We start from the raw sequence: 24,564 nt of genomic DNA, 5'->3' as shown, positions 1-24,564 counted from the left end.
TGCGTGTCTAAAAGAATATAAAAAGTCGTACTCGTTCTAATTAAGTAAATTTTGAAAATCATTAGCACAATTATAGTTTTTACTATGCTTAGCGAGTTCCAGCATTTCCTCGTTAAAAATACGTGAATAAGCTATGGCGTGTTTTTCCAGCTCAATTTGTGCAGAACAATTACTGCTGTCTGCACCAACCCACAAAACATCCCATCTAGTTTTCAATATAATACATGCTGTCATTTGAATATGCTCAAACCCAGGGCGAGCAGGAACTAAACCATTAGCGATGGCGATAAAAGACACTCCTTTAGTCTCAAAACTTTGTTTTGCATCAATCTCTGCACTTTCAGTAATAAAGTCATTACGTAGGTGTTCAAAAGAGCAATCATCTGCAAAAAAAGAAGGGGGAAAAAGAAAAATAAAAAGTATAACTATCTTCATGGGACCCCTTAATAATTACCGCACTAAAACGGGTGAGGAACATTGTCCTGCTCTAATGATTGTTATATGCCAATTAGCACAATTGGTTCTTCGTTATCCATGAGCAAGTTTAGTTCTTCGATTTTCCAGATACCTGCAGATTTGTACATTACAACATATGCGAGTCCTGATTTTTCATTACCTATTATTTTGATAGCAAAATTTGCTTCACCCTTAACTCCACTATCGGAAATTTCAAATCCATTTGCGTAATCAAATGAAAAACCTGGGGATTTACCAAAGTTAGCTTGAACAATAGGATTAGTAGAAAGTTTACTTACTGCCATCTTGAATGCGCGGCTGTCAGTAAAGTTAACTATTACGGAAGCCATTATTATTGTAAATATGATGATAAAAGCACAAAAGAACATTACTCGTTTATGGAATTTACTTTTACTATTCCACCATGCGAATCCTACATCAATAAATGACATTTAACTCTATACTCCCTTGGCACATAAAGGCCCAATATCCCGACGAAACGAGCTCAGAGAATTGAGGTCGGAATAATTGGATTGTTATGTGATTACAATTTAAAGCCCAGTGCTTTTATTTTTAGACTTAAACAGACCTTTACCAGTTAATAGCGACAAATAAACACCCACGACAATTATCATTAACATTGAGCCAATAAAAAGCTCTCTTTGAATTACAAAAGTAACTGCAATTACAGAGGCTATAAATAACATAAAAGTGGATGAGATATTCTTCTTAGTAATATAACTCGCATTTTTAATTGTAAATAATTTCATTATTAAACTCCTTTTTAGTTTTCAGCAAAAATCACATTACGTTGCTTAATAATTCCACTAAACAACTTTAATGTAAACAGGTAATTACGTAGGCTTTAAAACACCCGTTATTAAAATCCACCAAAACGACTTTTAATAATGTTATGGGATAAAACACAAGAACTGTGTAAATACACAGTACCGGTAAATATTTCATTCCTCGGTTATAAAACACTCAACTCACTGCCTGGTAATTTAGCTAAGTGGTTTTAATTTTTGCCGCTGTTTATTATGATGAGCTTACACCCTGCCTTTTTAAATCCATTAAGGTTTTTTCAGTCATTTTATTAAGGATTAGCGTATGACTCACTATAACGAATCTCCAGAGCAAATTGCACAAGCCACCGAGGGCTATGTGATGCAGCAAACTATGTTGCGTATTAAAGATCCAAAACCGTCGCTTGCATTTTATGAAAACGTACTGGGCATGAAACTATTAGGAAAATACGACTTTCCTGATATGGAGTTTACTTTGTACTTTTTAGGCTACGAGCAAGACATGCCAAAGGGCGATGATAAAGAAAAAACACAATGGGTGTTTCGACGCCCTGCGCTGATTGAGCTTACCCATAACTGGGGTACTGAAAACGACGACAGCTTTACCGGTTATCACAGTGGTAATGAGGACCCAAAAGGCTTTGGCCATATTGGGATTAGCGTACCCGATGTATACGCTGCCTGTGAGCGCTTTGCTAAATACGATGTAGAGTTTGTTAAAAAGCCAGATGGTGGTTCAATGAAAGGTCTTGCCTTTATTAAAGACCCTGACGGTTACTGGATTGAAATACTCTCGCCGGAGGGTATTACTGACATTATTCAATCGCAATAAAAAACATTAAACATAAAAAAGCCTGCAAATGCAGGCTTTTTGTTTACAAGTACTGTGAAAATCTTGAATTTTTTAACGACGTAGAGCGTCTATACGCGAGTCAAGCGGCGGGTGAGATGAGAACAGCTCAGCCATGCTTTTACCACCCGCAATACCAAATGCCATCATTGAACCTTGCAATTGTGAAGGATGGTTTTGCTTTAACCTTTCTAGAGCTGAACGCATTTTATCTGCACCAACTAATTTAGCAGCACCGCTGTCGGCTGCAAATTCACGCTGTCTGCTGTAATGCGCTACAACTATACTTGCCAACACACCAAACAGGACTTGGAATAACATATCGAACAAAATGTAGGTCCAGCTTATTCCGCCCTCTTCTTCATCGCCATTAAGAAAATTATCTACAATATTTGCCAACACTTTTGCAGCAAATATAACAAAGGTATTTACCACACCTTGAATAAGCGTAAGCGTTACCATATCGCCACTAGCAATATGTGACACCTCATGAGCAAGCACTGCTTCGGCTTGATCTTGGGTCATACTTTGCATTAAGCCTGTACTTACAGCAACTAGTGAATTGTTTTTACTTGGGCCTGTTGCAAATGCATTCATTTCAGGGCTGTCGTAAATTGCCACTTCAGGCATTGCAATGCCAGCTTTTTTAGCTTGTACTGCCACCGTGTTTACAAGCCATTGTTCGGTTTGGTTACTTGGTTGAGTAATAACCTGCGCACCCGTTGATTTTTTAGCAATCCATTTAGACATATAAAGTGAAATAAACGACCCACCAAAACCAAATACGGCCGCAATAAGTAATATACCACCTAGGCTACGATGACTTAAGCCTAGCGCGCTCATTATAATTGAAAGCACCACACCTAATACCAACATAACCGCAAGGTTAGTTAATAAAAACAAAAATACACGTTTCATTCGCGTTCTCCAAAAATAACATTTATTGCTGAGCGATTTACTAAAATTTGATCGGCTGTAAGCAACACTATCGCAATGACACACTATGTCATTGCGATAGTGTTATTCTGTGACAAACTATGTCACAGCGCAAGTACTATTTATGGATTTATTGATAAATTTTCAAGAAGTGTTTTATAAATTTGTAATTTTGGTGTTTGTTCGCTGTACGGGCTAATAGCAAGAATGGGAAACGGTAAGCGTGCCTTTAAACTATCAAGGTTTGCTTGGTATTCATCCATGTGTTCATCAACTTGGTTGGCTATCCAACCTATACAGTTAATACCTAAGCTTTGTATGTGTGCTGCGGTTAAAAGTGCATGATTTAAGCAGCCCAACTTCATACCAACCACTAATATAACCGGTAGTTTCTCAGCTTTTACCCAATCGTATAAATACTCGGTATTATTTATAGGCAAAGCCCAACCACCAGCACCTTCTGTAAGCAGGTAGTCAGCGCCTTGCTGTTTTACCGTTTTATAGGCCGCAGTAAGTTTGTTTACATTAATAGTTACACCCGCCTGCTCTGCGGCTATGTGGGGGGCTATGGGTGGTGCAAAAGTAAAGGGGTTTACCACGTCATACTTTGCGCTTACTGTTGCACTTTCCATTAGCATAAGTGCATCAGCATTAACAAGTTGGTCAAACGCCATTTCAGACCCAGCAGCTAGTGGTTTATACCCTATTGCCTTTTTTTTATGTTGAGCAAGCAGTTTTAACAATAAACTGGTTACATGTGTTTTTCCCGCATCGGTGTCGGTACCAGTAATAAAAAATTCTTTCATAGCTTTGCCTTGTAACAAACGATATTTACGCTTTAGTTAATGATAACAATACTACATGATAAGAAACACAGGCTTTTTGCTTTATTAGCGGATACGCTGCACACGCCGTTTTAAGCGCCGATTTTGTTAATAACCCTGGGCGTGTTTTTCCTGTATTCTGAGTGGTAGCGCCAATTGCTTTTATTGAGCGAATTGCTTGCAGCGGTGTCGAGTATTTATCTGTATAGATCATACTTATAGTGTTTGTAACATTAAAACCAGAACTTTGGACCGATTGGTTTATATAATCAACCGAATTAAATGTATTAATATGGCTGTGGCTATCAACCGCAGCAAACGCTGTTTTTATTTCGTTTAGTGAGCCTTCAACTACAGTGCTAATAAAAGCTTGCCCGCCCGGTTTTAATACCTCATAAAGTGACTTTAAAAGCATGTTAAAGTTAGCTGACCATTGCACCGCAAAGTTACTAAAAATAATATCTACACTGTTTGATTGTAATGGTAAATTGTCCATATCTGCGCATACTTTGTAATCGCCTTTATTACAACTATTGAGCATATTAAAACTTAAATCCATGTAAAGCACATTACCGTAAAGGCTTTTAAGCTGATGAGTGTTTACAAGTGGGCCTGCACCTAAATCAACGCACACCTTATTTTTATTACATGCTGAAGGCGTTATTAATTTGAACAAATCATCCGCTGCTTTTTTTTGAACATGTGCATGCGTATTGTAATCACCCGCCGCTTTTGAAAAGTTAACCTGTGCTCCTTTTTTAAGTGCTGGGTTAAACCTTTTTAAATGGCACAGTGTTGCGGGCTTTGTAACCGGCTTACTATCAAGTGCATGGGCTATCATAATAGTGCCTCGGCTAAATGTTTAACTAGATAAGTAATATCATCAAAGGTGTGCGCTGCCGTTAACGTCACTCTTAAACGTGCAGTATTGTAAGCAACCGTAGGTGGGCGAATCGCGGTTAGCCAAATTCCTTGCTGCTTGAGTTTATTAGCCGCTTTTAATGTTTGCTCTGCACACCCTAATACAATAGGTTGAATAGCCGTATCGGATTCCATTACTGCTATGTTGTGCTGTTGTGCAAGGTGCTTAAAAGTAGCAATGTTTTTATTTAACATTGCTCGTTGTGTGTTAGCTTTTTTAATGTGCCTTAAGCGCACTAATGTATTATCTGCCAATAATGGCGACATAGCCGTTGAGTATGTGTAATCGCGGTTATATTGCAGCATGTAGTCTATAAATGCGTGTGAACCCAATACACACGCGCCACTACTAGCAACAGCTTTACCAAATGTGATGACGAGTATGTCGGGTAAAATATCGCCAATAAATGTTTCGCAACTACCCAGCCCTGTATTACCTAACGCGCCAAAGCCATGTGCGTCGTCTATCATCAGCCATGCATTGTTTTTTTTTGCAAGGCGCAGTAGGTCTTTGATAGGGGCCGTATCGCCTTCCATCGAAAAAACACCTTCGCTAATAATTAACTTATTTTGTGCTTTTGACTTTTCGAGCCGAGATCGTAAGTGATTTAAATCGTTGTGGTTAAACCGTATTAAAGCTGCATTTGAATGAAGTGCCCCATCTATTAAGCTAGCGTGGTTTAACTTATCTTGAAAAATAGCGCTGTTTTGCGCTGCTGCTTTATCCTGAAACAACGCTTTAATTACACTGCTATTAGCACTAAACCCAGAATTAAACAGCAACCCAGCTTGATAACCTAACTGAGTGCATAAGTACTGCTCTAACGCTTGTTGCTGTAATTGATACCCTGTTACTAATGCAGAGCTATGGCTACCTAACGTATTAATATTTTCGCTCTCAATAGTTAAATCACCAAAGCCCAAGTAATCATTACTGGCAAAATTTAGGTAGGTTTTATCATTTACCATAATGGTTCGTGCTGTGGCGCTTTGTACCACGTGGCGTTTGCGTAAAAGCAATTGCTCTGCCCGTTCATTAAGGTGTGTGCTAATAAATTCAAATGGCATGAGTAACGCTTAATTAGGCTTCGTAAAATAATTCAGACGTTGCTTTATCTGCAACTTGTGATGAAAGCGACGCTGCTACAGCTTCATCTGAATAATCTTCACGCGTTTCTGGGTTCATTCCTAGCTTTTTAATTAGGTTCATATCGGCATCCGCTTCTGGATTTTCGGTGGTAAGCAGCTTGTCGCCATAAAATATAGAGTTAGCACCTGCAAAAAAACACATTGATTGCATTTGCTCGTTCATGGCGTTACGCCCTGCCGACAAACGTACATAGCTGTGTGGCATCATTATTCGTGCAGTAGCAATAGTGCGTATAAACTCAAAATGGTCTAAATCGTCAACGTTTTCAAGTGGGGTACCTTTTACTTTAACTAGCATATTAATAGGTACACTTTCTGGCTGTTGTGGCAAGTTAGCCAATTGCATAAGTAACCCATAACGGTCGGCTGCTTGCTCGCCCATACCGACTATACCGCCTGAACATACTTTCATACCGGCATCGCGTACATGATCTATGGTGTTTAATCGATCTTCAAAGGTACGGGTTGATATAATTTGCTCGTAGTATTCAGGTGATGTATCTAGATTATGGTTGTAGTAATCTAAACCTGCACTGCTGAGTTCGTGTGCTTTTTCGTTTGTGAGTTTGCCTAGCGTCATGCAGGTTTCAAGGCCAAGCTCTTTTACTTCTTTTACCATTTTCGAAATGTAAGGCATGTCTCTGTCTTTTGGATCTGACCATGCAGCGCCCATACAAAAACGTGTTGCGCCTTTTTGTTTAGCTAAACGCGCTTGCTCTACTACTTTTTCTACTTCAATAAGTCGCTCGCGCTCTAGATCGGTTTTATAGTGCCCTGACTGTGGGCAATACTTGCAATCTTCTGGGCATGCCCCAGTTTTAATTGATAACAGGGTAGAAATTTGCACTTCATTTGGGTTGAAGTTAGCACGGTGAACCGACGCCGCCTTAAAAAGTAAATCGTTAAACGGCATTTCAAATAATGCTTTAACTTCGCTATGGGTCCAATTGTGGCGAACAGGTGCAAGTTCCATAATTCTCTCTTTATTTTTTTCATATCGGTGATGTTGGATTAGTCTAAAACTTCAAGTACCATTGTCAACGAAGCCCACCCAGTTAAAGTTTACATATGAACAATAAACACTCAATTGATTTAAATTTTGATCGTGAACACATTTGGCATCCATACACATCAATGACAAAGCCTATTCCCGTTTATCCTGTAACCCATGCTAAACACAATATAATTTACCTCGAAACAGGCGAGCAACTTATAGATGGCATGGCATCGTGGTGGAGCGCTATTCATGGTTACAACCACCCTGCTATTAACAAAGCAATGGTTAATCAAATTAATCACATGAGCCACATTATGTTTGGAGGTATCACACATTCAAGTGCAGTTGAGCTGTGTAAAAAACTTGTAGATATCACCCCCTCAAGCTTAACTAAAGTATTTTTAGCTGACAGTGGCTCAGTAAGTGTTGAAGTAGCGATTAAAATGGCTCTGCAATACTGGTTAAGCCAAGGTATTAAAACAAAACAAAAATTAATGACTCCTTATAAGGGTTATCATGGCGATACGTTTGCTGCAATGAGCGTATGCGATCCTGTGAACTCTATGCATAGCCTATATAAAGGTTTTTTGCCTGAGCACGTATTTGTACCAGCCCCTACCAGTAAGTTTTCAAGCACTTTTGAGCAAAGTGAAGCGCTTGAACTTGAACAGTATTTTAAAAATAACCACCAACACGTAGCTGCTTTTATTATTGAACCCATTGTACAAAATGCGGGAGGTATGAATTTTTATCATCCCGATTATTTAGCCTGCGTAAGGCAGCTATGCAATCAATATAATGTACTTTTAATTTGCGACGAAATAGCCACAGGCTTTGGCCGTACGGGTAAGTTATTTGCGGTTGAACACGCTAATATCCAACCCGATATTTTATGTATAGGTAAAGCACTTACCGGTGGCTCAATGACTTTATCGGCAACACTTACGAGCGATAAAATTGCCACAGGCATTAGTGAAGGTGAAGCCGGAGTTTTGATGCACGGACCTACCTTTATGGGTAATCCGCTAGCATGCGCAGCTGCATGTGCCAGCATAGACTTATTACTTGAGCAAAACTGGCAACAACGCGTAAAAAAAATAAATAATCAACTTCAGCAATTACACAAATGTATGGAGCTTGAAGACGTTGCTGATGTAAGAGTGCTCGGCGCGATAGGTGTTGTAGAGCTTAATAAAGAGGTTAGTAATATCGATGTTGCGACTATTCAGGCCTTTTTTGTAAAACAAGGTGTATGGATCCGCCCTTTCGGTAAACTAATTTACCTTATGCCACCGTATATAAGTGACGAAAACAGCATTAAAACGCTTTGCGATGCAATTTATAGTGCAATTAAAGGCAAACATTACGCTAAAGCATAGTGATTTTTTAAAGTTTAATTGTGGTATTAATTAGTTAGTAGCTTCATTAATTTTAAGCAAAAAGCGGTTTTAACTTGATATAGATCATTTGTATTAATTAAATTCGTCCTCATGCCTTCAAATACGTGTTTAGCGGTTTTAGTATATTGCTCTTCGTAATATTTACGGATATGATAATACCTATCATTTACAATTACCCTTTTGGACTTCTTTCATGAACTTATTTTTTAAACCAGCCAAAACATTAGGTGCCTCTTTATTAATAGCGTCTGCGTTTATTGCGCAACCTGTACTTGCTAACGGCCCTATTGGTGAACATGTAAATCACCTTCAAGCTAACCTTAAAAGTTATAACGAAGAAGTTGAGTGGATGGTAGGCAAAGTAGACACACTTGTTAGCACCTACGAAAATAAAGGCGCTAAGGCCGTAAATACCGACGATTTAATTGAATATTGGGAATCTGTAAAATTTCACAGTGCAATTGAAACTAATCTAGTGCCTGTTTATGCCTCTATTTGGCAGGGTTTGTACGGTGTAAAAATGGCAATTGACGGTGGTAAAACAGCCGCTGAGGTTCGTGTGCAACAAACCGCAATGAATAATGCTTTATGGCAAGGTTTAGGTGCTGTTAAATTAGCAGCTAAATTTCAACAAAAAGGCTTGTTAGAGTCTGTTACAGCTACAGCAAGTGAAGAAATGACGCAAAGTGCAACAATAGACGAAATAAAGCACAAACTAGACCGCGTCATCGCAAAACTTGCTGAGCGCCTTCAAGACGAAGCCACTGAAATTGTTCACGATACTTACCTACACTTATTCGAAGGCGTTGAAGGAACACTCATAGAGCAAGATGCAAATTTAGTCGAGGCACTTGAAAAAGATTTTAACGTAACGCTTCCAAAAGCAATCGCAGATAACAAAAGTGTTGATGAAGTACGCGATGTAGTTACCAGCATGCAAACAAAATTAGACCGCGCCAAACGTTTAATTGAAAAAGCAGAAAAAAACCGTAAGGACGTTTTTTAGTGGAACGCAGAACCTTTATACAAGGGTTAGCAGCATTAGGGGTAATTGGCTCATTGCCATTACCTTTATCGCAAGCTTTTGCTAATACAGTAACCAACCCTGTCTCGGTTGACGATTTACCTAAACTTAAAGGTGATTTAACCTTATATTTAGGCCGAGGTGAAGGTGGTTTATACGAAAACGTATTACAAGCTATCCAAAAAAATAACCCTGATTTTAATTTAGCTATTCGCCGTGGACCAACAGCTGCACTTGCCAACACAATTGTTGCAGAAGCCAAAGCGGGTGTTAAGCGTGCTGATTTATTTTGGGCTGTGGACTCAGGTGCAATTGGTTTAGTGACCGATGCAGGCCTTGCAAAACCACTGCCAGACGATTTATCGGCTCAACTGCAGCCGCAATTTAAATATAAAGACTGGGCGCCAGTAACGGGACGTATTCGTACATTGCCTTTTAATACGTCGCGTTTAACTAAAGAGCAAATTCCAACCAGCATTATGGAAATTGCTGACAGCGACTTGAGTATTGGTTGGGCCCCTGCTTATGCGTCTTTTCAATCGTTTGTTACAGCAATGCGTATTTTACAAGGCGATGATAAAACGGCTAAATGGCTCAAAAAAGTTAAAAAACGTGCAAAAACATACGCAGGTGAATTAGGCGTTGTAATGGGTGTGGAACGGGGTGAAGTTGATATTGGCTTTGCTAATCATTATTACACTTTACGTTTAAAATCAGGCAAGCCGGATGCAAATCTTGATTTAGCCTTTACCCAAAACGATGCAGGCTGTTTAGTAAACGCCTCGGGTATATTAACGCTTAACAGTGACCCGCTTGCAACTAACTTTATGCGCTATTTACTCAGCAAAGAAGTACAAGGCTATTTAGCACGTGAAGCCTACGAAATTCCCCTTGTAAACGGTATTGCTCAGCCTGATGGTTTACCTTCGCTTTCGAGTGTTTCACCACCTAAAATTGATTTAACACAGCTTGCAGATTTGCGACCCACTATTGACTTAATGCGCAGCAACGGCGTTTTATAATGCGATTACCCCCATCTTACCCAATGGCGCTGCTCGCAGCGCTCATTACGCTTACCCCTATTTGTATATTAATGGTACTTGCTAGTGACTCAAGTTCCTATTTTGATAGCCATAATTTAACCATATTAGGTAATACACTGGCTTTAATGGGCTTAACTGTTTTAGGCTCAATTTTAATTGGCGTACCACTTGCGTTTATAAGCGCCTATGTACACTTACCATTTAAAAAAGCATGGCTTGTATTATTTGCCGCTCCCCTTGCTATACCCAGTTATATTGGTGCGTTTACGCTTTATGCTGCATTTGGCCCTGGGGGTGAAATAAATAATTTACTCGGATTTGAAACACCGTCTATGTATGGGCTATCCGGCGCTGCAATAGTTATGACCCTGTATACATTTCCATTTGTGATGATGACTACCCGATCATCTTTACTCAGTTTAGACGCCAGTATGGTAAACGCAGCTCGCACATTGGGTATGTCGATGACGCAAAGTGTATTCAAAGTTATTCTACCCCGCGTGGTAAATGGTATTGCTGCTGGGTCGTTATTAGTAGCACTTTATACTTTATCTGACTTTGGCACCCCAGCCATGATGAGACTTGATACATTCACCCGTGTTATTTATGTTGAATACAATGCGTTTGAACTGGGTCGCGCAGCGATGCTGTCGCTTCAGTTAATGGTTATTGTTGGCTTTTTATTACTTATAGAGTCTCAAATAAAAACAGCGAGTGAGCGTCATGGCCGCCCCCTTATTTTATTCCCAAGTAAGCTTCAATTAAGTGCGTTATTTACTCTGTTCGCCCCTGTGCTGCTGCTAGCAATCGGCTTACCTTTGGCAATATTTTTTATATGGCTTGCACGAGATGGCTTAAGTAATTTTGATTTTACCATTGCGTGGCATTCTACCTATGCGTCTGCACTTGCTGCTATTGTTGCAGTAATAGTAGCGGTCCCTGTTGCGCACGCGGCTCTCAGTGGCAAAGCAGGCAGAATTATGGAGCGCGTTACTTACTTTGGCTTTGGCATACCCGGTATTGTAATGGGCACAGCGCTGGTTTATGGCGGGTTGCAATTACCATTTTTGTATCAAACTTTGGGGTTACTTATTATTGCCTACATGCTACGTTTTTTGCCTCTCGCGGTCGGTTCAATTCGTACTAGCACCGAACATTTAGATCCTAGCTTGGTAAAATCTGCGCGAGTGCTTGGTGCAAGCCCGCGCGAAGCCTTTACACGTATTACTTTGCCTTTAACCATGCGTGGTATCGTCGCTGGTGGTGCATTGGTGTTTTTAGAGTCAATGCGTGAACTTGAAGCCACTTTATTGCTAGGCCCTACTGGGTTTGAAACCCTGTCTACTTATTTATGGCGTGTTTACGAAGCTGGCTATTTTGGCCGTGCCGCTATACCTGGGCTTTTATTAGTGGTGATCTCTGCTTGTGGTTTAGCTATTATGATGTCTGGCGAAAAACGTAACCAGTTTGAACATTAAGGATTTGAAGTAAATGCTATCTGTAAGTCAGTTGTCTATAGATTATGGCAGTAATCGCGTTGTGAGCGATTTGAATTTAACGCTTGGTGAAAACGAAATCCTAATGCTTGTTGGCCCCACAGGTTGCGGTAAAAGTACAATATTACAAGCACTCGCAGGCTTAATACCTATTTCTGAAGGTGAAATAAACGCAGATAAATGGCGTGCAACCCCTAATAAATCAGTGCCTCCTGAGAAGCGAAGTGTCGGTATGGTTTTTCAAGATTTTGCGTTATTTCCGCATTTAACGGTTGAGCAAAATATTTGTTTTAAATTAAAAGATCACAGCGTGGCAGATCATTGGATTAACCTACTTGGTCTTGAAGAGTTTAGGGCTAAGAAACCTGCGACCCTGTCTGGTGGTCAAAAGCAACGTGTTGCATTAGCACGTACTCTTGCTCATCAGCCTGACTTTGTATTACTTGATGAGCCGCTATCGAATCTAGATGCCGCGTTAAAAGACATGCTGCGTTGGGATATCCGAAACGCACTAAAAAATGCAGGTGTACCTGCTATTTGGGTTACCCACGACCAAGAAGAGGCACTATCGGTTGGGGATCGTGTTGGTGTTTTAAAAGGTGGGCAAATACAACAAATTGACACTCCCGAAAAATGCTTTAGCACCCCAGAAAACCGCTTTGTTGCACGTTTTTTAGGTGAAGCTAGCTTTATAAAAGGTACATTAAATAACGGCCAAGCACTTACCGATATTGGTAATGTGCCCGCGCATGGTGTTGACTGTACTCAAGGCAATGTTGATGTATTGCTTCGCCCCGACGATGTTTTATTAGTACAAAGCAGTATAGGTAATAATGGTGAGGTTATTTGGGTCCGCTTTGAAGGCGGTAGTCGATTATGCGCAATAAAACTTGCCTGTGGTACAGTAGTTACTAGCCGCGTGAGTCATGAACTGGTTGTACACCCTGGTGACAACGTACATGTTTCGCTAAGTACCTCTCATCCACTGGCTGCATTTAGAAACTAGCACATTAAATATTTTACTTTAGAGGAAACCATGAACGGACCAAATCCAAATAACCCATCTCCAATGCAAAGGTTTCCTCAAGTAGGTTATTTAAAAAATTTTATTACGTCGCCTAATATAGAAGTCGGTGATTATACGTATTACGACGACCCTGATGGGCCTGAACACTTCGAAAAAAACGTACTTTATCATTTCGATTTTATTGGTGACAAACTTATTATTGGGAAGTTTTGCGCCATAGCAAAAGATGTAACGTTTATAATGAATGGGGCTAATCATCAAAGTGCTGGTTTTTCTACCTACCCATTTTTTATATTTGGTAACGGATGGGAAAAGTCTGCACCTCAACCAGGTGACTTACCATTTAAAGGAAATACAGAAATTGGCAATGATGTGTGGATTGGCTATAACGCCACTATTATGCCAGGGGTAAAAATAGGAAGTGGTGCAATCATTGCCAGTAAATCGGTAGTGACCTACGATGTGCCTGCTTATGCTGTCGTTGGTGGTAATCCAGCAAAAATAATCAAACAGCGTTTTGACGATAAAACGATTGATGCACTGCTATCTATTGCATGGTGGGATTGGAGCAATGACAAAATCACTGCTCATTTAGATGCTATAACTCAAAATAATTTAGACTTACTGTCTAAACTATAACACTACCATTCAAACATATACGCCATTTTACTTATGGTTTTAAGCGGCACGTTATGCGAATTGCGTTTAGCGTATAAGTGCTGCATGGATTTATCTTTTACTTCACCCACTATCACTTCTTTAACTTGGTAACCTAATGCAACAGCTGCTTGAGTGTATGCAACAAACTCCCATTTTTTTATATTGGTGTTGTCTACAATCACGAGCGGAATATCTTGTGCGAGCGCTTGTATAAAACGCGCTAAATTTAAATTATGGTATTGCGGTAATTTAAATTTATCAAAATGATATTCGCCCTGCTCATTTAAAAAATAATCGTCTGTTGAGCAAATTAAGTATTGGCTTTCATCTGCAGTCGCTAATTCGTCTGCTAAATTTTGTGCATAATACGACTTACCGCTTCCAGGTAGTCCACGTAAAATAAAAACTTGTTTCATAGCATCCATTTCTAAAGTAATGGTCAGTATTGAGTAATCAAAGAATATATAATGCCACAAAATCGCTAAATTTCAGAGAAGCAAATTACAAACTTAGTCATTTGTGCCTAAAAATCGACTAAAAATAAACCGCATTGATAAAAACTTATAAAGAGTTGCCCGCAATAGTTTTTTTATTTTACTTTACTAGGTAAGATACAGGGTTCTAGTACAGCACCATCTATCAATAAATTATGGTTTATATACTGTACATATTTAAATAAATAAAGTTAGGCAACTTATATCATTGGAGTGAAGATGAGCCATTTAGCGATTTCAGAGCTATTAAAAGGCAATGTTGCGGTAGACAGCCAAGTAACAATTAAAGGCTGGATCCGTACTCGCCGCGATTCAAAAGCAGGAATATCATTTTTAGCCGTTCATGACGGTTCGTGTTTTGATCCTATTCAAGCGGTAGTTCCTAATTCACTAAATAATTATGATGAAGTTACTAGCTTAACAGCCGGTTGTTCTGTATCGGTTACTGGTGTTTTAGTTCAATCTGCGGGCAAAGGCCAATCGTTTGAAATTCAAGCGAATACGGTCACTGTATTAGGTTGGGTAGAAAACCCAGATTCATACCCAATGTCGGCAAAACGCCACAGCATTGAATACTTACGTGAACACGCTCACCTTCGCCCACGTACTAACATGATTGGTGCAGTAACACGTGTACGTAACTGTTTAGCACAAGCCATTCACCGTTTTTATCACGAGCAAGGGTACTACTGGATCAGCACACCTATTATCACAGCAAGTGACTGTGAAGGCGCTGGCGAAATGTTCCGTGTATCTACACTTGATATGCAAAACTTACCGCGTACAGATAAAGGCGATGTTGATTACAGTGAAGACTTTTTTGGAAAAGAAGCATTCTTAACTGTATCTGGCCAGTTAAACGGCGAAACTTACGCGTCTGCAATGTCAAAAATTTATACGTTTGGCCCTACTTTCCGTGCAGAAAACTCAAATACTTCACGTCACTTGGCTGAGTTTTGGATGGTTGAACCTGAAGTAGCGTTTGCAGATTTAGAAGATATTGCAAAGCTTGCTGAAAACATGCTTAAGTACGTATTTAAAGCGGTACTTGAAGAGCGCCGTGACGACATGGAGTTTTTTGCTCAACGTATCGAAAAAACTGCTATTAGCCGTTTAGAAGAATTTGTTGAAAAAGACTTTGCACAAGTTGATTACACAGACGCAGTAGAAATTCTTAAAAACTGCGGTAAGAAATTTGAGTTTGATGTTGAATGGGGTGTAGATTTACAGTCTGAGCACGAACGTTACCTAGCAGAAGAACACTTTAAAGCACCGGTAGTAATTAAAAACTACCCACGTGATATTAAAGCATTTTACATGCGCCAAAACGAAGACGGCAAAACCGTTGCTGCTATGGACGTAGTTGCACCGGGTATTGGTGAAATCATTGGTGGTTCTCAACGTGAAGAGCGCCTTGACGTACTTGATGCGCGCCTTGAAGAAATGGGCTTAAACAAAGAAGATTACAGCTGGTACCGCGACCTACGTAAATACGGTAGTGTGCCACATTCAGGCTTTGGTTTAGGTTTTGAACGCTTAGTTGCTTATGTAACAGGTATGGGTAATGTACGTGACGTAATCGCCTTCCCTCGAACGAAAGGCAGCGCAACTTACTAAACAATTACTTAGTAAATTGTTTACATATCAAAAACCAGCCAATTGGCTGGTTTTTTTGTGGCTAAAACTTAGCGTATAAAAAAAGCCGCAGCACCCATCAGGCACCACGGCTTTCAACCAGAATAAGGTTTAATAAATAGTTATAGTGCGCTTTCTAATTGCGGTAACACATCAAATAAATCGGCTACGAGTCCGTAATCTGCAACTTGAAAAATAGGTGCATCGGGGTCTTTGTTAATTGCAACAATCACTTTTGAGTCTTTCATACCCGCTAAGTGTTGAATGGCACCGCTAATACCCACTGCGATGTATAAGTTAGGCGCTACAATTTTACCCGTTTGCCCTACTTGCATATCATTAGGAACAAAGCCTGCGTCTACCGCAGCGCGCGATGCACCAATAGCGGCACCTAGTTTATCGGCAATGCCATTTAATAACGCAAAATTTTCGCCATTTTGCATACCACGACCGCCAGATATAACCACCTCAGCAGCGGTAAGTTCTGGGCGCTCTGACTCAGTTTGCTCAACGCTTACAAACGTACTTAACTGTGAGTCCGATACTGTATCTAAAGTATTAATACTTACAACGGCTTGCTCGCCTTGTAAATCAAAACTACTTGCGCGTACGGTAATCACCTTTTTAGCATCAAGTGATTTTACAGTCGCAATAGCGTTACCGGCATAAATTGGGCGTTTAAACGTATCAGCATCTATTACATCAATAATTTCAGATATTTGTGCTACATCTAAAAGGGCCGCAACACGTGGCATAAAATTTTTGCCTGTGGTAGTTGCACTTGCCACAATATGACTGTAGTTGTCAGTTAACGACATAACTAAATCGGTCATGCTTTCTGCTAGTTGGTGTGCATAAGCTGCATTATCTGCAACAAGCACACTCGAAACGCCTTCTATACTTGAAATAGTCTCGCTCATATTGGCGATGTTTTCACCGGCCACTAATACATCAACAGGAAAACCCATTTGAATAGCCGCATTAATTGTTTTTGAGGTTTCTGGTTTTAAGGCACCGTTGTCGTGCTCTGCAATTACAAGTGTTTTCATTTAAATCACCTTTGCCTCTGTTTTTAATTTTTCTACAAGTTGTGCAACGTCTTCTACAATAATGCCACCACTACGTTTAGCCGGTTCTTCTACGCTAACAAGCTGAATACGAGGTGTTAAATCTACACCTAAAGAGTCTGCAGCTATTACAGCAAGCGGCTTGCGTTTTGCTTTCATAATATTGGGTAGTGATGCATAACGTGGTTCGTTCAAACGTAAATCTGTAGTGATAATGGCTGGCAATGAAAGCGCGACCGTTTGCAAACCGCCGTCTACTTCACGCGTAACATTTACTTTTCCATCAGCGACGACCACTTTAGACGCAAACGTACCTTGCCCACGATTAGTTAATGCTGCAAGCATTTGACCCGTTTGGTTATTGTCTGAATCAATCGACTGCTTTCCTAAAATAACAAGCTCTGGCGCTTCTTGCTCAACAATTTTTGCGAGTAATTTTGCAATGTGTAATGACTCTAATTTTTCATCGGTTTCGATGTGGATTGCTTTATCTGCACCCAGTGCAAGCGCTGTGCGTAGTTGTTCTTGCGATGTTTTAGCGCCAATAGTAACAGCTACAACTTCAGTGGCTGTACCGGCTTCTTTTAAGCGAATAGCTTCTTCAATTGCAATTTCACAAAATGGGTTCATCGCCATTTTAACGTTCGTTAAATCTACATCGCTGTTGTCACTTTTGACACGCGCTTTTACGTTGTAATCAATAACGCGTTTTATTGGTACAAGAACTTTCATAGGAACTCCATAATTATTTAAACCTACAACCTAACGTGTACGTCAACCTATTTATTTTATGAAATCAGACTACTTCCTGTTGACGTAAACGTCAACCTAAAATAACCTTTAACTATTCACAGCCTGTAACGAAAAATTGGCATTGTAATAAATAGGCTGAATACCTTATTCAAATACTGAGGCAGTATTGAGTGAGTCCGTCATAAATAAAGAGGTTATTATGGTCGAACGTGAAACCATGGAATTTGATGTAGTTGTTGTAGGCGCTGGACCTGCGGGACTTGCTAGTGCAATAAAACTCGCACAACTTGCACAAGAAAAACAACAAGAGTGCATGATTTGTGTTGTAGAAAAAGGCTCAGAAGTTGGCGCGCATGTTCTATCGGGCGCTGTATTTGAAACAAAAGCGTTAGATGAATTACTACCAAATTGGCAAGAGCAAGGTGCGCCAGTAACTACGAAAGTTACAAATGATGAAATTTATTGGTTTAATAACGAAGAAAAAGCAACATCAATCCCCCACTTTGCTACGCCTAAAACATTTCATAATAATGGTAACTATATTGTTTCAATGGGTAACGTATGCCGCTGGCTTGCAGAGCAAGCTGAAAGTTTAGACGTAGAAATATTTCCAGGTTTTAGCGCACATTCACTTATTATTGAAGACGACACGGTAAAAGGTATTGTTACGGGTGACATGGGTGTTGATAAAGAGGGTAATGAAAAAGATGGTTACATGCCAGGCATGGAGCTAAGAGCTAAATATACTATTTTTGCTGAGGGCTGCCGAGGCCATTTAGGCAAACAACTTATAAACCAGTTTGCACTTGATGCTGACTCATCTCCTCAACATTATGGCTTAGGCTTTAAAGAAATATGGCAAGTAAATGAGTCTAAGCATCAACAAGGTAAAGTAGTTCATGGCACAGGTTGGCCGTTAAGTGGTGATACCAGCGGTGGTGCATTTATGTATCATAGCGAAAATAATCAGGTCGTTGTTGGCTTAATTGTTGATTTAAATTACACAAACCCGCATTTAAGCCCGTTTGATGAATTCCAGCGAATGAAACATCATCCTGTTTTTAAACACGTACTTGAAGGCGGTGAGCGTATTGCTTATGGCGCGCGTGCTATTGCAAAAGGTGGATTACACTCTTTACCTAAAATGCATTTTCCTGGCGGATTATTAGTAGGCTGTGATGCAGGCACATTAAATTTTGCAAAAATTAAGGGAAATCACACAGCAATGAAATCGGGCATGATAGCCGCTGAAGTCATTTTTGAAGCATTAGAAAATGAACAAGCTAATACTGATTTAGTAAATTACCACACGCAGTTTGAACAATCTTGGGCTTATAAAGAGCTTTATCAGTCTCGTAATTTTGGTCCGGTGATGCATAAGCTAGGTAAATTTTTAGGGGGTGCATATAACACGCTCGATCAAAATGTATTCAACGGTGCGTTACCATTTACCTTTAAAGATGATGTACCAGATTACTCTACGCTGGTTGATGCTAACATTGCTGAAAAAATAGCTTACCCTAAGCCTGATGGTTCACTTAGTTTTGATAAACTTTCAAGTGTGTTTTTATCAAACACTAACCATGAAGAGTCTCAACCTTGTCACCTAAAACTTAAAAACACAGCAATACCAATAAAAGTTAATCTTGTGAAATTTGATGAACCTGCGCAGCGCTATTGCCCAGCAGGTGTTTATGAGGTGCAAGAAATAGAAGGTAACAACGAGTTTGTAATAAATGCACAAAACTGTGTTCACTGTAAAACCTGTGACATTAAAGATCCGAGCCAAAACATCACGTGGGTTACCCCAGAGGGCGCCGGCGGCCCTAATTACCCCAATATGTAATATCTTTTACATATAAATTATAAACATATCCTAAATTGCAGGGGCTTCGGCCCCTTTTTTGCGCTATGCTGATTGTATAATTAATAAAAAGAGTAAAGCTTATGCCGTCGTCAAATGTTGTTTTTCGTTTTTTAGCAGAACCTACCGACGTTAATTTTGGTGGGAAGGTGCATGGTGGTGTGGTTATGAAGTGGATTGACCAAGCTGGCTATGCCTGTGCTGCAGGCTGGAGTGGTCATTATTGTGTAACCGTATCGGTGGCAGGTGTTAAATTTAGACGCCCTATTCTGGTTGGTCAAATAGTAGAAGTGGAAGCTAAAATTGCACATACTGGTAAAACAAGTATGCAAATATTTATACAAGTTCGGTGTGGCGACCCTAAAACGCAGAACATGGTTGAAACAAATCACTGTGTAATAAGCTTTGTTGCCATGGATGAAACAGGTTACCCCGTTGCAGTGCCAGAGTTTAAAGCGGTCACCAATGAAGATGTAAAATTAGAAAACTACGCAATTAAAATGAAAGAAATTGCGATTGAAACCGAAAATTTACTTCATCAAGTGTAATTACGCATTAGCTAATTTTTGTACTGTAAAAATCACCTAATGCTTTGTAAAAAATACAATTTATTTAAAATCGCTAAATCTTAGCAGTTAGCGATTTGTTTAATAAAAAACCTAAACAACCCAAATAACTAATCCAAAAATACTAGTTCAGCTGTTTTAGTAATCAATTTAATCATTGGCATGTTCACTGCAAATAAGTAATTGAAGTTTGAACAATCAAACCATTTTATTTTTTAAAGGAGCTATTTAATGATTAAATCACTTTCACTTTCAGCACTAGCGCTAGCAACACTTGGTTTTAACTCTGCGGCGCAGGCAGATATTTCCGATTTTGATTCTCCACGTATTTATACCGGTATAGGTTACGGACAGTACTCTTTTGAGTTTGAAGACAGTGAAAACGATACTGATTTTGATGATGACGCACAAATGCTCAAAGGATATGTTGGTACGCAATTTAATGAATATTTAAGTGTAGAGCTGGCTTATCAAAACTTTGATGAAGTTAGCGATATTGATAGCAAAGCTGAAATTGACGGCGTGTCATTGGCCGCGCGATTAGGTATCCCATTAACTGAGAGCTTTTCGGTTTATGCCAAAGGTGGTTGGTTAGAATGGGATGCAGATATAAAACAAGAACTCCCTGTTGGAAGCGTATCTACTTCACAAGACGGCGGTGACGCATTTTATGGTGCTGGTTTAGAATTTGCTTTTTCTAGCAATGTGCAAATGCGTTTGGAGTACGAGCGTTATAAACTAGACGACGATATTGATCCTGATATGGATGTAGCATCAGTGTCACTGCAATACATGTTTTAAACTATAAACAGGTTGTTTAACAAAGGTAAGCTTAGGCTTACCTTTTTCTGTTTTATATAAACCACTCAGTCCAAAAGCCTTTTTAAACCAATCAGTCTAATTAAATAAATTGCTATGCTGTGATGCGATGGTCTGCAAATAAAGGTAGAATGCCCGCCTATTCTATTTGTACTTGAGTGACATGAGCGACTTCAACATTTCGGCCGTTGGCCATATACAATCTCCTTATAAACAAAAGTTTGCCATACCAAGACAACCTCGTTTAGTACCTGAAGCCAAAGCAAAACTTATTTTTGCGCCTGATTTTAACCGCGAAGAATTTGTACGCGGTATTGATGAATTTACCCACATTTGGTTATTGTTTCGCTTTCATGAAACCGCAGATAAAGGCTACTCGGCCATGGTGCGCCCTCCTCGCTTAGGCGGTAATGAACGCAAAGGTGTATTTGCTACTCGTGCTACTTTTAGACCAAATGCCATTGGTATGAGTGCAGTGAAGCTTGAGGGTATAGAATATAAAAATGGCCAACTCAGTTTATTACTTGCCGGAATAGACCTGCTTGATGGCACGCCCATCATTGATATAAAACCCTACTTGCCTTATTCAGATGCTATGCTTGACGCAAGTGCTGGCTTTGCAGATACACGCCCAGAAACACAAATGAGTGTAGAGTTTACCCCCGAGGTGACTTTATTCATTGAGCAGCAAACTCAATACCCTGATTTATTAAACTTTATTAGTAATGTTTTAAAACAAGATCCACGCCCTGCTTACAAAAAACAAAAAGACGGCGAGCAGAGCTATGGAATGACATTGTATGATTACAATATACGCTGGCAAGTTAATGGCGAGCACAACCTAGTAACAAGTATAGAAAAAAGCTAAATAACTCACTTAGCGCTTTTGTGTAAAAGCAACCGCTGGTAAACTTAAGCTCTATTAAAAGAACATATTACTCTATTTCGGAAAAATAATGCGTACCAGTCAATATATACTCGCAACACTTAAAGAAACGCCTTCAGATGCTGAAATTGTATCGCATCAGTTAATGCTTAGAGCCGGTATGATCCGTCGCGTCGCTTCGGGTTTATACACTTGGTTACCCTCTGGTTTACGCGTTTTGCGTAAAGTTGAAAACATTGTTCGTGAAGAAATGGACAAAGCAGGCGCAATAGAAATGCTGATGCCTGTGATACAGCCTGCTGATTTATGGGAAGAGTCAGGCCGTTGGAGCGAGTTTGGTCCAGAGCTAATGCGCTTTACAGACCGTCATAATCGTGAATTTGCACTTGGTCCAACACATGAAGAAGTAATCACCGATTTTGTTCGCAAAGAAGTGAATAGCTATAAACAGTTACCACTTACTTTATATCAAGTACAAACTAAAGTACGTGACGAACGACGCCCTCGTTTTGGTGTTATGCGCGCCCGTGAATTCACCATGAAAGACGCTTATTCATTTCATTTGAGTGAAGAATGTTTAAATAATACGTATCAAGCAATGCACAAAGCATACTGTAATATTTTCGAACGTTTAGGCCTAAATTATCGCCCAGTAATTGCCGATACAGGCTCTATTGGTGGTAGCGTGTCTCATGAATTCCATGTTTTAGCCGAATCAGGTGAAGACGCTATCGCATTTAGCGATGGTAGTGATTACGCCGCTAATATTGAAAAAGCCGAAGCCCTTGCCCCAACAGAGCCTCGTGCTGATGCTACAAAAGAATTAAAAGCGTTCCCGACTCCAGATGCTAAAACAATTGAAGAGCTTAAAAAGCATTACGGTGTTAAACCACACCGTAGTGTTAAAACGTTAATCGTTTATGGTGCCCCAGATGAAAACGAACAACGTGGTTTAGTTGCCCTTGTTATTCGTGGCGATCACGAATTAAACGAATTGAAAGCGGAAAAGCACCCTCTCGTTGACTCACCGCTTGAAATGGCAAAAGAAGCAGACATCATTGCTGCAATCGGCGCAAAACCTGGCTCACTAGGTCCTGTAGGATTAACAATGCCAATTATTGTTGACCGCACAGCCAACGTAATGGCTGACTTTGTAGCCGGTGCTAATAAAGACGACGAACACTTTAGCGGCATAAACTGGGACCGTGATGTAACTAACTACGACGTTGCTGATATTCGTAACATTGTAGAAGGCGATCCTAGCCCTTGCGGCCAAGGCAAATTACAAATTAAACGTGGTGTTGAAGTAGGACATATATTCCAACTTGGCACAAAATACTCAGAAGCCATGAAAGCAGGCGTATTAAACGAAGATGGCAAAAACCAAGTAATGACCATGGGTTGTTACGGTGTAGGTGTATCGCGTATTGTGGCTGCTGCTATTGAGCAAAACAACGATAAATACGGTATTATTTGGCCACAATCTATTGCGCCGTTCGACCTTGCTATTGTACCAATGAACATGCACAAGTCGCATCGCATTCCAGATATTGCAAACAGCCTTTACCAAGGTTTAAAAGATGCAGGTGTGGATGTGTTATTTGACGATAGAAAAGAGCGCCCTGGTGTCATGTTTAATGATATGGAGCTTGTAGGTGTGCCTTTCACACTTGTAATTGGCGAACGTAACCTAGACGAAAATAAAGTAGAACTTAAAAATCGTCGCACAGGTGAAAAGCTAATGATTGACATAGATACCGCTATTGAAAGCATTAAAGCAGCTATGCAAGCCTAAACACTTATTCGTTATTCAATAACGTGGATGCAAAAACCGCTTTTTTAAGCGGTTTTTTTATGCCTAAATTTTGTGTCATATAGCTTTACTAAAAATGTCGTATCACTGTCATTTTTTCTCTCTAAAGTAATTTATAGCTAACAAAACTAACGAGGGACAATATGAAAAGTGCTGAACAAAAGGCTAAATACCCTGCTATATGGATATCAGATGTTCACCTAGGCTATAAAGATTGCAGAGCTGATTATTTACTCGATTTTCTAAGCGCTGTTGAGACGGACGTTTTATATTTAGTTGGCGACATTATTGATTTATGGTCTATGAAGCGCCAATTTTATTGGCACCCCTCTCACTATCAAGTACTTAATTGCATTCAACAAAAAGCGGCCAACGGAACACGCGTAATTTATATACCAGGAAACCATGACGAAACCTTTAGAAACTATATAAATCAAACCCTGTTTGGCATAGAGGTCCACCAGCAGTATATTCATGTAACTCAAGCCGATAAACGCTTTTTGCTCGTTCACGGCGATGACTTTGATAGCGCAACTCGTTATAACAAAATTATTAGCATTGCAGGCGATGCGGGCTACGATTTGCTTTTATTTTTAAATCGTTGGAGCAATAAAATAAGAAAGTTGTTTGGGGGTAATTACTGGTCGTTAGCGTCGTGGATAAAAGCACGAGTTCATAAGGCACGCGAAGCAATAAATGCATTTGAAGACGCAGCTATTCATGAGGCAAAAAAACAAAAAGTAGATGGGATTATTTGTGGGCATATACACCACCCTAAAATAAAAGTGTGCGACGGCATAGTGTATTGTAACGACGGCGATTGGATAGAAAACTGCACCGCCTTAGTGGAACAAGCCGATGGAAAAATAGAACTGCTTCACTGGTCAGATACACACACAGTTTTAGACAGCGCCGACATATCTAACATTTCATCGCCACTAATGAGTAATGACGATGCGAAACCTAAAAAGTCGGCAGCCTAATTGCTGACTTTAAACCAAGTCATAAATTTTAATCCTTGTTGACGGTCTTAAACAAAAAAGCATCACTTAAGTGATGCTTTTTAAAGATGAGTAGC

General features: G+C 39.8%; 25 protein-coding genes. 14 read left to right on the top strand and 11 right to left on the bottom strand.

The genetic code is table 11. From position 1 onward, the window contains the following. Nucleotides 1-36: 36 nt before the first annotated feature. The 3 genes from AC27JL_RS09215 to AC27JL_RS09205 all read right to left on the bottom strand — a co-directional run bounded on the left by AC27JL_RS09215 (nucleotide 37) and on the right by AC27JL_RS09205 (nucleotide 1,226). A complete protein-coding gene (locus tag AC27JL_RS09215; protein WP_138740968.1) occupies nucleotides 37-435 on the bottom strand; it encodes a hypothetical protein in 399 nt (132 codons plus the stop codon). A gap of 62 nt (nucleotides 436-497) precedes the next feature. Next, nucleotides 498-908: a cytochrome c oxidase assembly factor Coa1 family protein gene (locus AC27JL_RS09210; protein WP_487195455.1), complete on the bottom strand. Its 411-nt coding sequence runs from the start codon at nucleotides 906-908 to the stop codon at nucleotides 498-500. Between the two features lie 99 nt (nucleotides 909-1,007). Then, a complete protein-coding gene (locus tag AC27JL_RS09205) occupies nucleotides 1,008-1,226 on the bottom strand; it encodes a hypothetical protein (protein ID WP_487195454.1) in 219 nt (72 codons plus the stop codon). Between the two features lie 340 nt (nucleotides 1,227-1,566). Between AC27JL_RS09205 and gloA the strand changes: the two genes are divergently transcribed. After that, nucleotides 1,567-2,094 carry a lactoylglutathione lyase gene (gloA, locus tag AC27JL_RS09200; protein WP_487195453.1) on the top strand — a complete coding sequence of 176 codons (528 nt, stop codon included), beginning with the start codon at nucleotides 1,567-1,569 and terminating at the stop codon, nucleotides 2,092-2,094. 72 nt (nucleotides 2,095-2,166) lie between these two features. Here gloA and htpX read toward each other — a convergent pair whose 3' ends face one another. From htpX to bioB, 5 genes are all read right to left on the bottom strand, one after another. Then, nucleotides 2,167-3,030 (bottom strand): protease HtpX, encoded by an 864-nt coding sequence (htpX, locus tag AC27JL_RS09195; RefSeq protein WP_487195452.1) that lies wholly within the window; start codon nucleotides 3,028-3,030, stop codon nucleotides 2,167-2,169. A gap of 140 nt (nucleotides 3,031-3,170) precedes the next feature. Beyond that, on the bottom strand, nucleotides 3,171-3,854 hold the full coding sequence (gene bioD, locus AC27JL_RS09190) for a dethiobiotin synthase (RefSeq protein ID WP_006792997.1): 684 nt from the start codon (nucleotides 3,852-3,854) through the stop codon (nucleotides 3,171-3,173). 25 nt (nucleotides 3,855-3,879) lie between these two features. After that, complete coding sequence (locus AC27JL_RS09185) at nucleotides 3,880-4,713, bottom strand: methyltransferase domain-containing protein (RefSeq protein ID WP_487195451.1); 834 nt, start codon at nucleotides 4,711-4,713, stop codon at nucleotides 3,880-3,882. Beyond that, the gene (locus AC27JL_RS09180) at nucleotides 4,710-5,861 is read right to left on the bottom strand and encodes an aminotransferase class I/II-fold pyridoxal phosphate-dependent enzyme (protein WP_487195450.1); all 1,152 of its coding nucleotides are present in this window, start codon (nucleotides 5,859-5,861) and stop codon (nucleotides 4,710-4,712) included. Before AC27JL_RS09180 ends, AC27JL_RS09185 begins: the two co-directional genes overlap by 4 nt. Before the next feature lie 13 nt (nucleotides 5,862-5,874). Continuing rightward, complete coding sequence (bioB, locus tag AC27JL_RS09175; RefSeq protein WP_006793000.1) at nucleotides 5,875-6,915, bottom strand: biotin synthase BioB; 1,041 nt, start codon at nucleotides 6,913-6,915, stop codon at nucleotides 5,875-5,877. A 95-nt stretch (nucleotides 6,916-7,010) separates the two neighbouring features. Between bioB and bioA the strand changes: the two genes are divergently transcribed. From bioA to AC27JL_RS09145, 6 genes are all read left to right on the top strand, one after another. Beyond that, nucleotides 7,011-8,318 (top strand): adenosylmethionine--8-amino-7-oxononanoate transaminase, encoded by a 1,308-nt coding sequence (bioA, locus tag AC27JL_RS09170; RefSeq protein WP_487195449.1) that lies wholly within the window; start codon nucleotides 7,011-7,013, stop codon nucleotides 8,316-8,318. A 214-nt stretch (nucleotides 8,319-8,532) separates the two neighbouring features. Further along, nucleotides 8,533-9,345, top strand: a complete 813-nt coding sequence (locus AC27JL_RS09165) for a hypothetical protein (protein WP_487195448.1) — start codon at nucleotides 8,533-8,535, stop codon at nucleotides 9,343-9,345. Then, nucleotides 9,345-10,385 carry an extracellular solute-binding protein gene (locus AC27JL_RS09160; RefSeq protein WP_487195447.1) on the top strand — a complete coding sequence of 347 codons (1,041 nt, stop codon included), beginning with the start codon at nucleotides 9,345-9,347 and terminating at the stop codon, nucleotides 10,383-10,385. The genes AC27JL_RS09165 and AC27JL_RS09160 overlap by 1 nt, the downstream gene beginning before the upstream one ends. Continuing rightward, nucleotides 10,385-11,884, top strand: coding sequence for an ABC transporter permease (locus AC27JL_RS09155; protein WP_010556462.1), 1,500 nt, complete (start codon nucleotides 10,385-10,387; stop codon nucleotides 11,882-11,884). Before AC27JL_RS09160 ends, AC27JL_RS09155 begins: the two co-directional genes overlap by 1 nt. Before the next feature lie 13 nt (nucleotides 11,885-11,897). Further along, the gene (locus AC27JL_RS09150; protein WP_277054451.1) at nucleotides 11,898-12,908 is read left to right on the top strand and encodes an ABC transporter ATP-binding protein; all 1,011 of its coding nucleotides are present in this window, start codon (nucleotides 11,898-11,900) and stop codon (nucleotides 12,906-12,908) included. Between the two features lie 30 nt (nucleotides 12,909-12,938). After that, a complete protein-coding gene (locus AC27JL_RS09145) occupies nucleotides 12,939-13,568 on the top strand; it encodes a Vat family streptogramin A O-acetyltransferase (RefSeq protein WP_487195446.1) in 630 nt (209 codons plus the stop codon). Between the two features lie 2 nt (nucleotides 13,569-13,570). On the opposite strand, the gene AC27JL_RS09140 is transcribed toward AC27JL_RS09145, so the two are convergent. Continuing rightward, nucleotides 13,571-14,005 carry an ATP-binding protein gene (locus AC27JL_RS09140; RefSeq protein WP_008131176.1) on the bottom strand — a complete coding sequence of 145 codons (435 nt, stop codon included), beginning with the start codon at nucleotides 14,003-14,005 and terminating at the stop codon, nucleotides 13,571-13,573. A gap of 297 nt (nucleotides 14,006-14,302) precedes the next feature. On the opposite strand from AC27JL_RS09140, the gene asnS reads away from it, so the two are divergent. Further along, nucleotides 14,303-15,700, top strand: a complete 1,398-nt coding sequence (asnS, locus tag AC27JL_RS09135) for an asparagine--tRNA ligase (RefSeq protein WP_006793019.1) — start codon at nucleotides 14,303-14,305, stop codon at nucleotides 15,698-15,700. A 140-nt stretch (nucleotides 15,701-15,840) separates the two neighbouring features. Here the strand turns inward: asnS and AC27JL_RS09130 are convergent, their stop codons facing one another. Both AC27JL_RS09130 and AC27JL_RS09125 read right to left on the bottom strand, forming a co-directional pair. Further along, a complete protein-coding gene (locus AC27JL_RS09130; protein ID WP_277054453.1) occupies nucleotides 15,841-16,767 on the bottom strand; it encodes an electron transfer flavoprotein subunit alpha/FixB family protein in 927 nt (308 codons plus the stop codon). Continuing rightward, entirely contained in the window at nucleotides 16,768-17,517 is a 750-nt protein-coding gene (locus AC27JL_RS09125; RefSeq protein ID WP_277054454.1) for an electron transfer flavoprotein subunit beta/FixA family protein, read from the bottom strand. It abuts the gene before it with no gap. A 220-nt stretch (nucleotides 17,518-17,737) separates the two neighbouring features. On the opposite strand from AC27JL_RS09125, the gene AC27JL_RS09120 reads away from it, so the two are divergent. The 6 genes from AC27JL_RS09120 (at nucleotide 17,738) to AC27JL_RS09095 (ending at nucleotide 24,469) form a co-directional block, all read left to right on the top strand. Next, nucleotides 17,738-19,384, top strand: a complete 1,647-nt coding sequence (locus AC27JL_RS09120) for an electron transfer flavoprotein-ubiquinone oxidoreductase (RefSeq protein WP_487195445.1) — start codon at nucleotides 17,738-17,740, stop codon at nucleotides 19,382-19,384. A 101-nt stretch (nucleotides 19,385-19,485) separates the two neighbouring features. Further along, nucleotides 19,486-19,950: an acyl-CoA thioesterase gene (locus tag AC27JL_RS09115; RefSeq protein WP_008131184.1), complete on the top strand. Its 465-nt coding sequence runs from the start codon at nucleotides 19,486-19,488 to the stop codon at nucleotides 19,948-19,950. A gap of 249 nt (nucleotides 19,951-20,199) precedes the next feature. Further along, nucleotides 20,200-20,769: an outer membrane beta-barrel protein gene (locus tag AC27JL_RS09110; protein WP_008131186.1), complete on the top strand. Its 570-nt coding sequence runs from the start codon at nucleotides 20,200-20,202 to the stop codon at nucleotides 20,767-20,769. Between the two features lie 181 nt (nucleotides 20,770-20,950). Further along, entirely contained in the window at nucleotides 20,951-21,655 is a 705-nt protein-coding gene (gene tsaA, locus AC27JL_RS09105) for a tRNA (N6-threonylcarbamoyladenosine(37)-N6)-methyltransferase TrmO (protein WP_487195444.1), read from the top strand. An 88-nt stretch (nucleotides 21,656-21,743) separates the two neighbouring features. Continuing rightward, a complete protein-coding gene (locus tag AC27JL_RS09100; RefSeq protein WP_487195443.1) occupies nucleotides 21,744-23,468 on the top strand; it encodes a proline--tRNA ligase in 1,725 nt (574 codons plus the stop codon). A gap of 161 nt (nucleotides 23,469-23,629) precedes the next feature. After that, nucleotides 23,630-24,469: a UDP-2,3-diacylglucosamine diphosphatase gene (locus AC27JL_RS09095; protein ID WP_277054458.1), complete on the top strand. Its 840-nt coding sequence runs from the start codon at nucleotides 23,630-23,632 to the stop codon at nucleotides 24,467-24,469. The last annotated feature ends 95 nt before the right edge of the window (nucleotides 24,470-24,564 follow it).

Source organism: Pseudoalteromonas sp. 4NS20-0020 (genome assembly GCF_057554385.1).
Note: the sequence above shows the minus strand (reverse complement) of the source record. Positions and strands in the feature narration are given on the sequence as shown.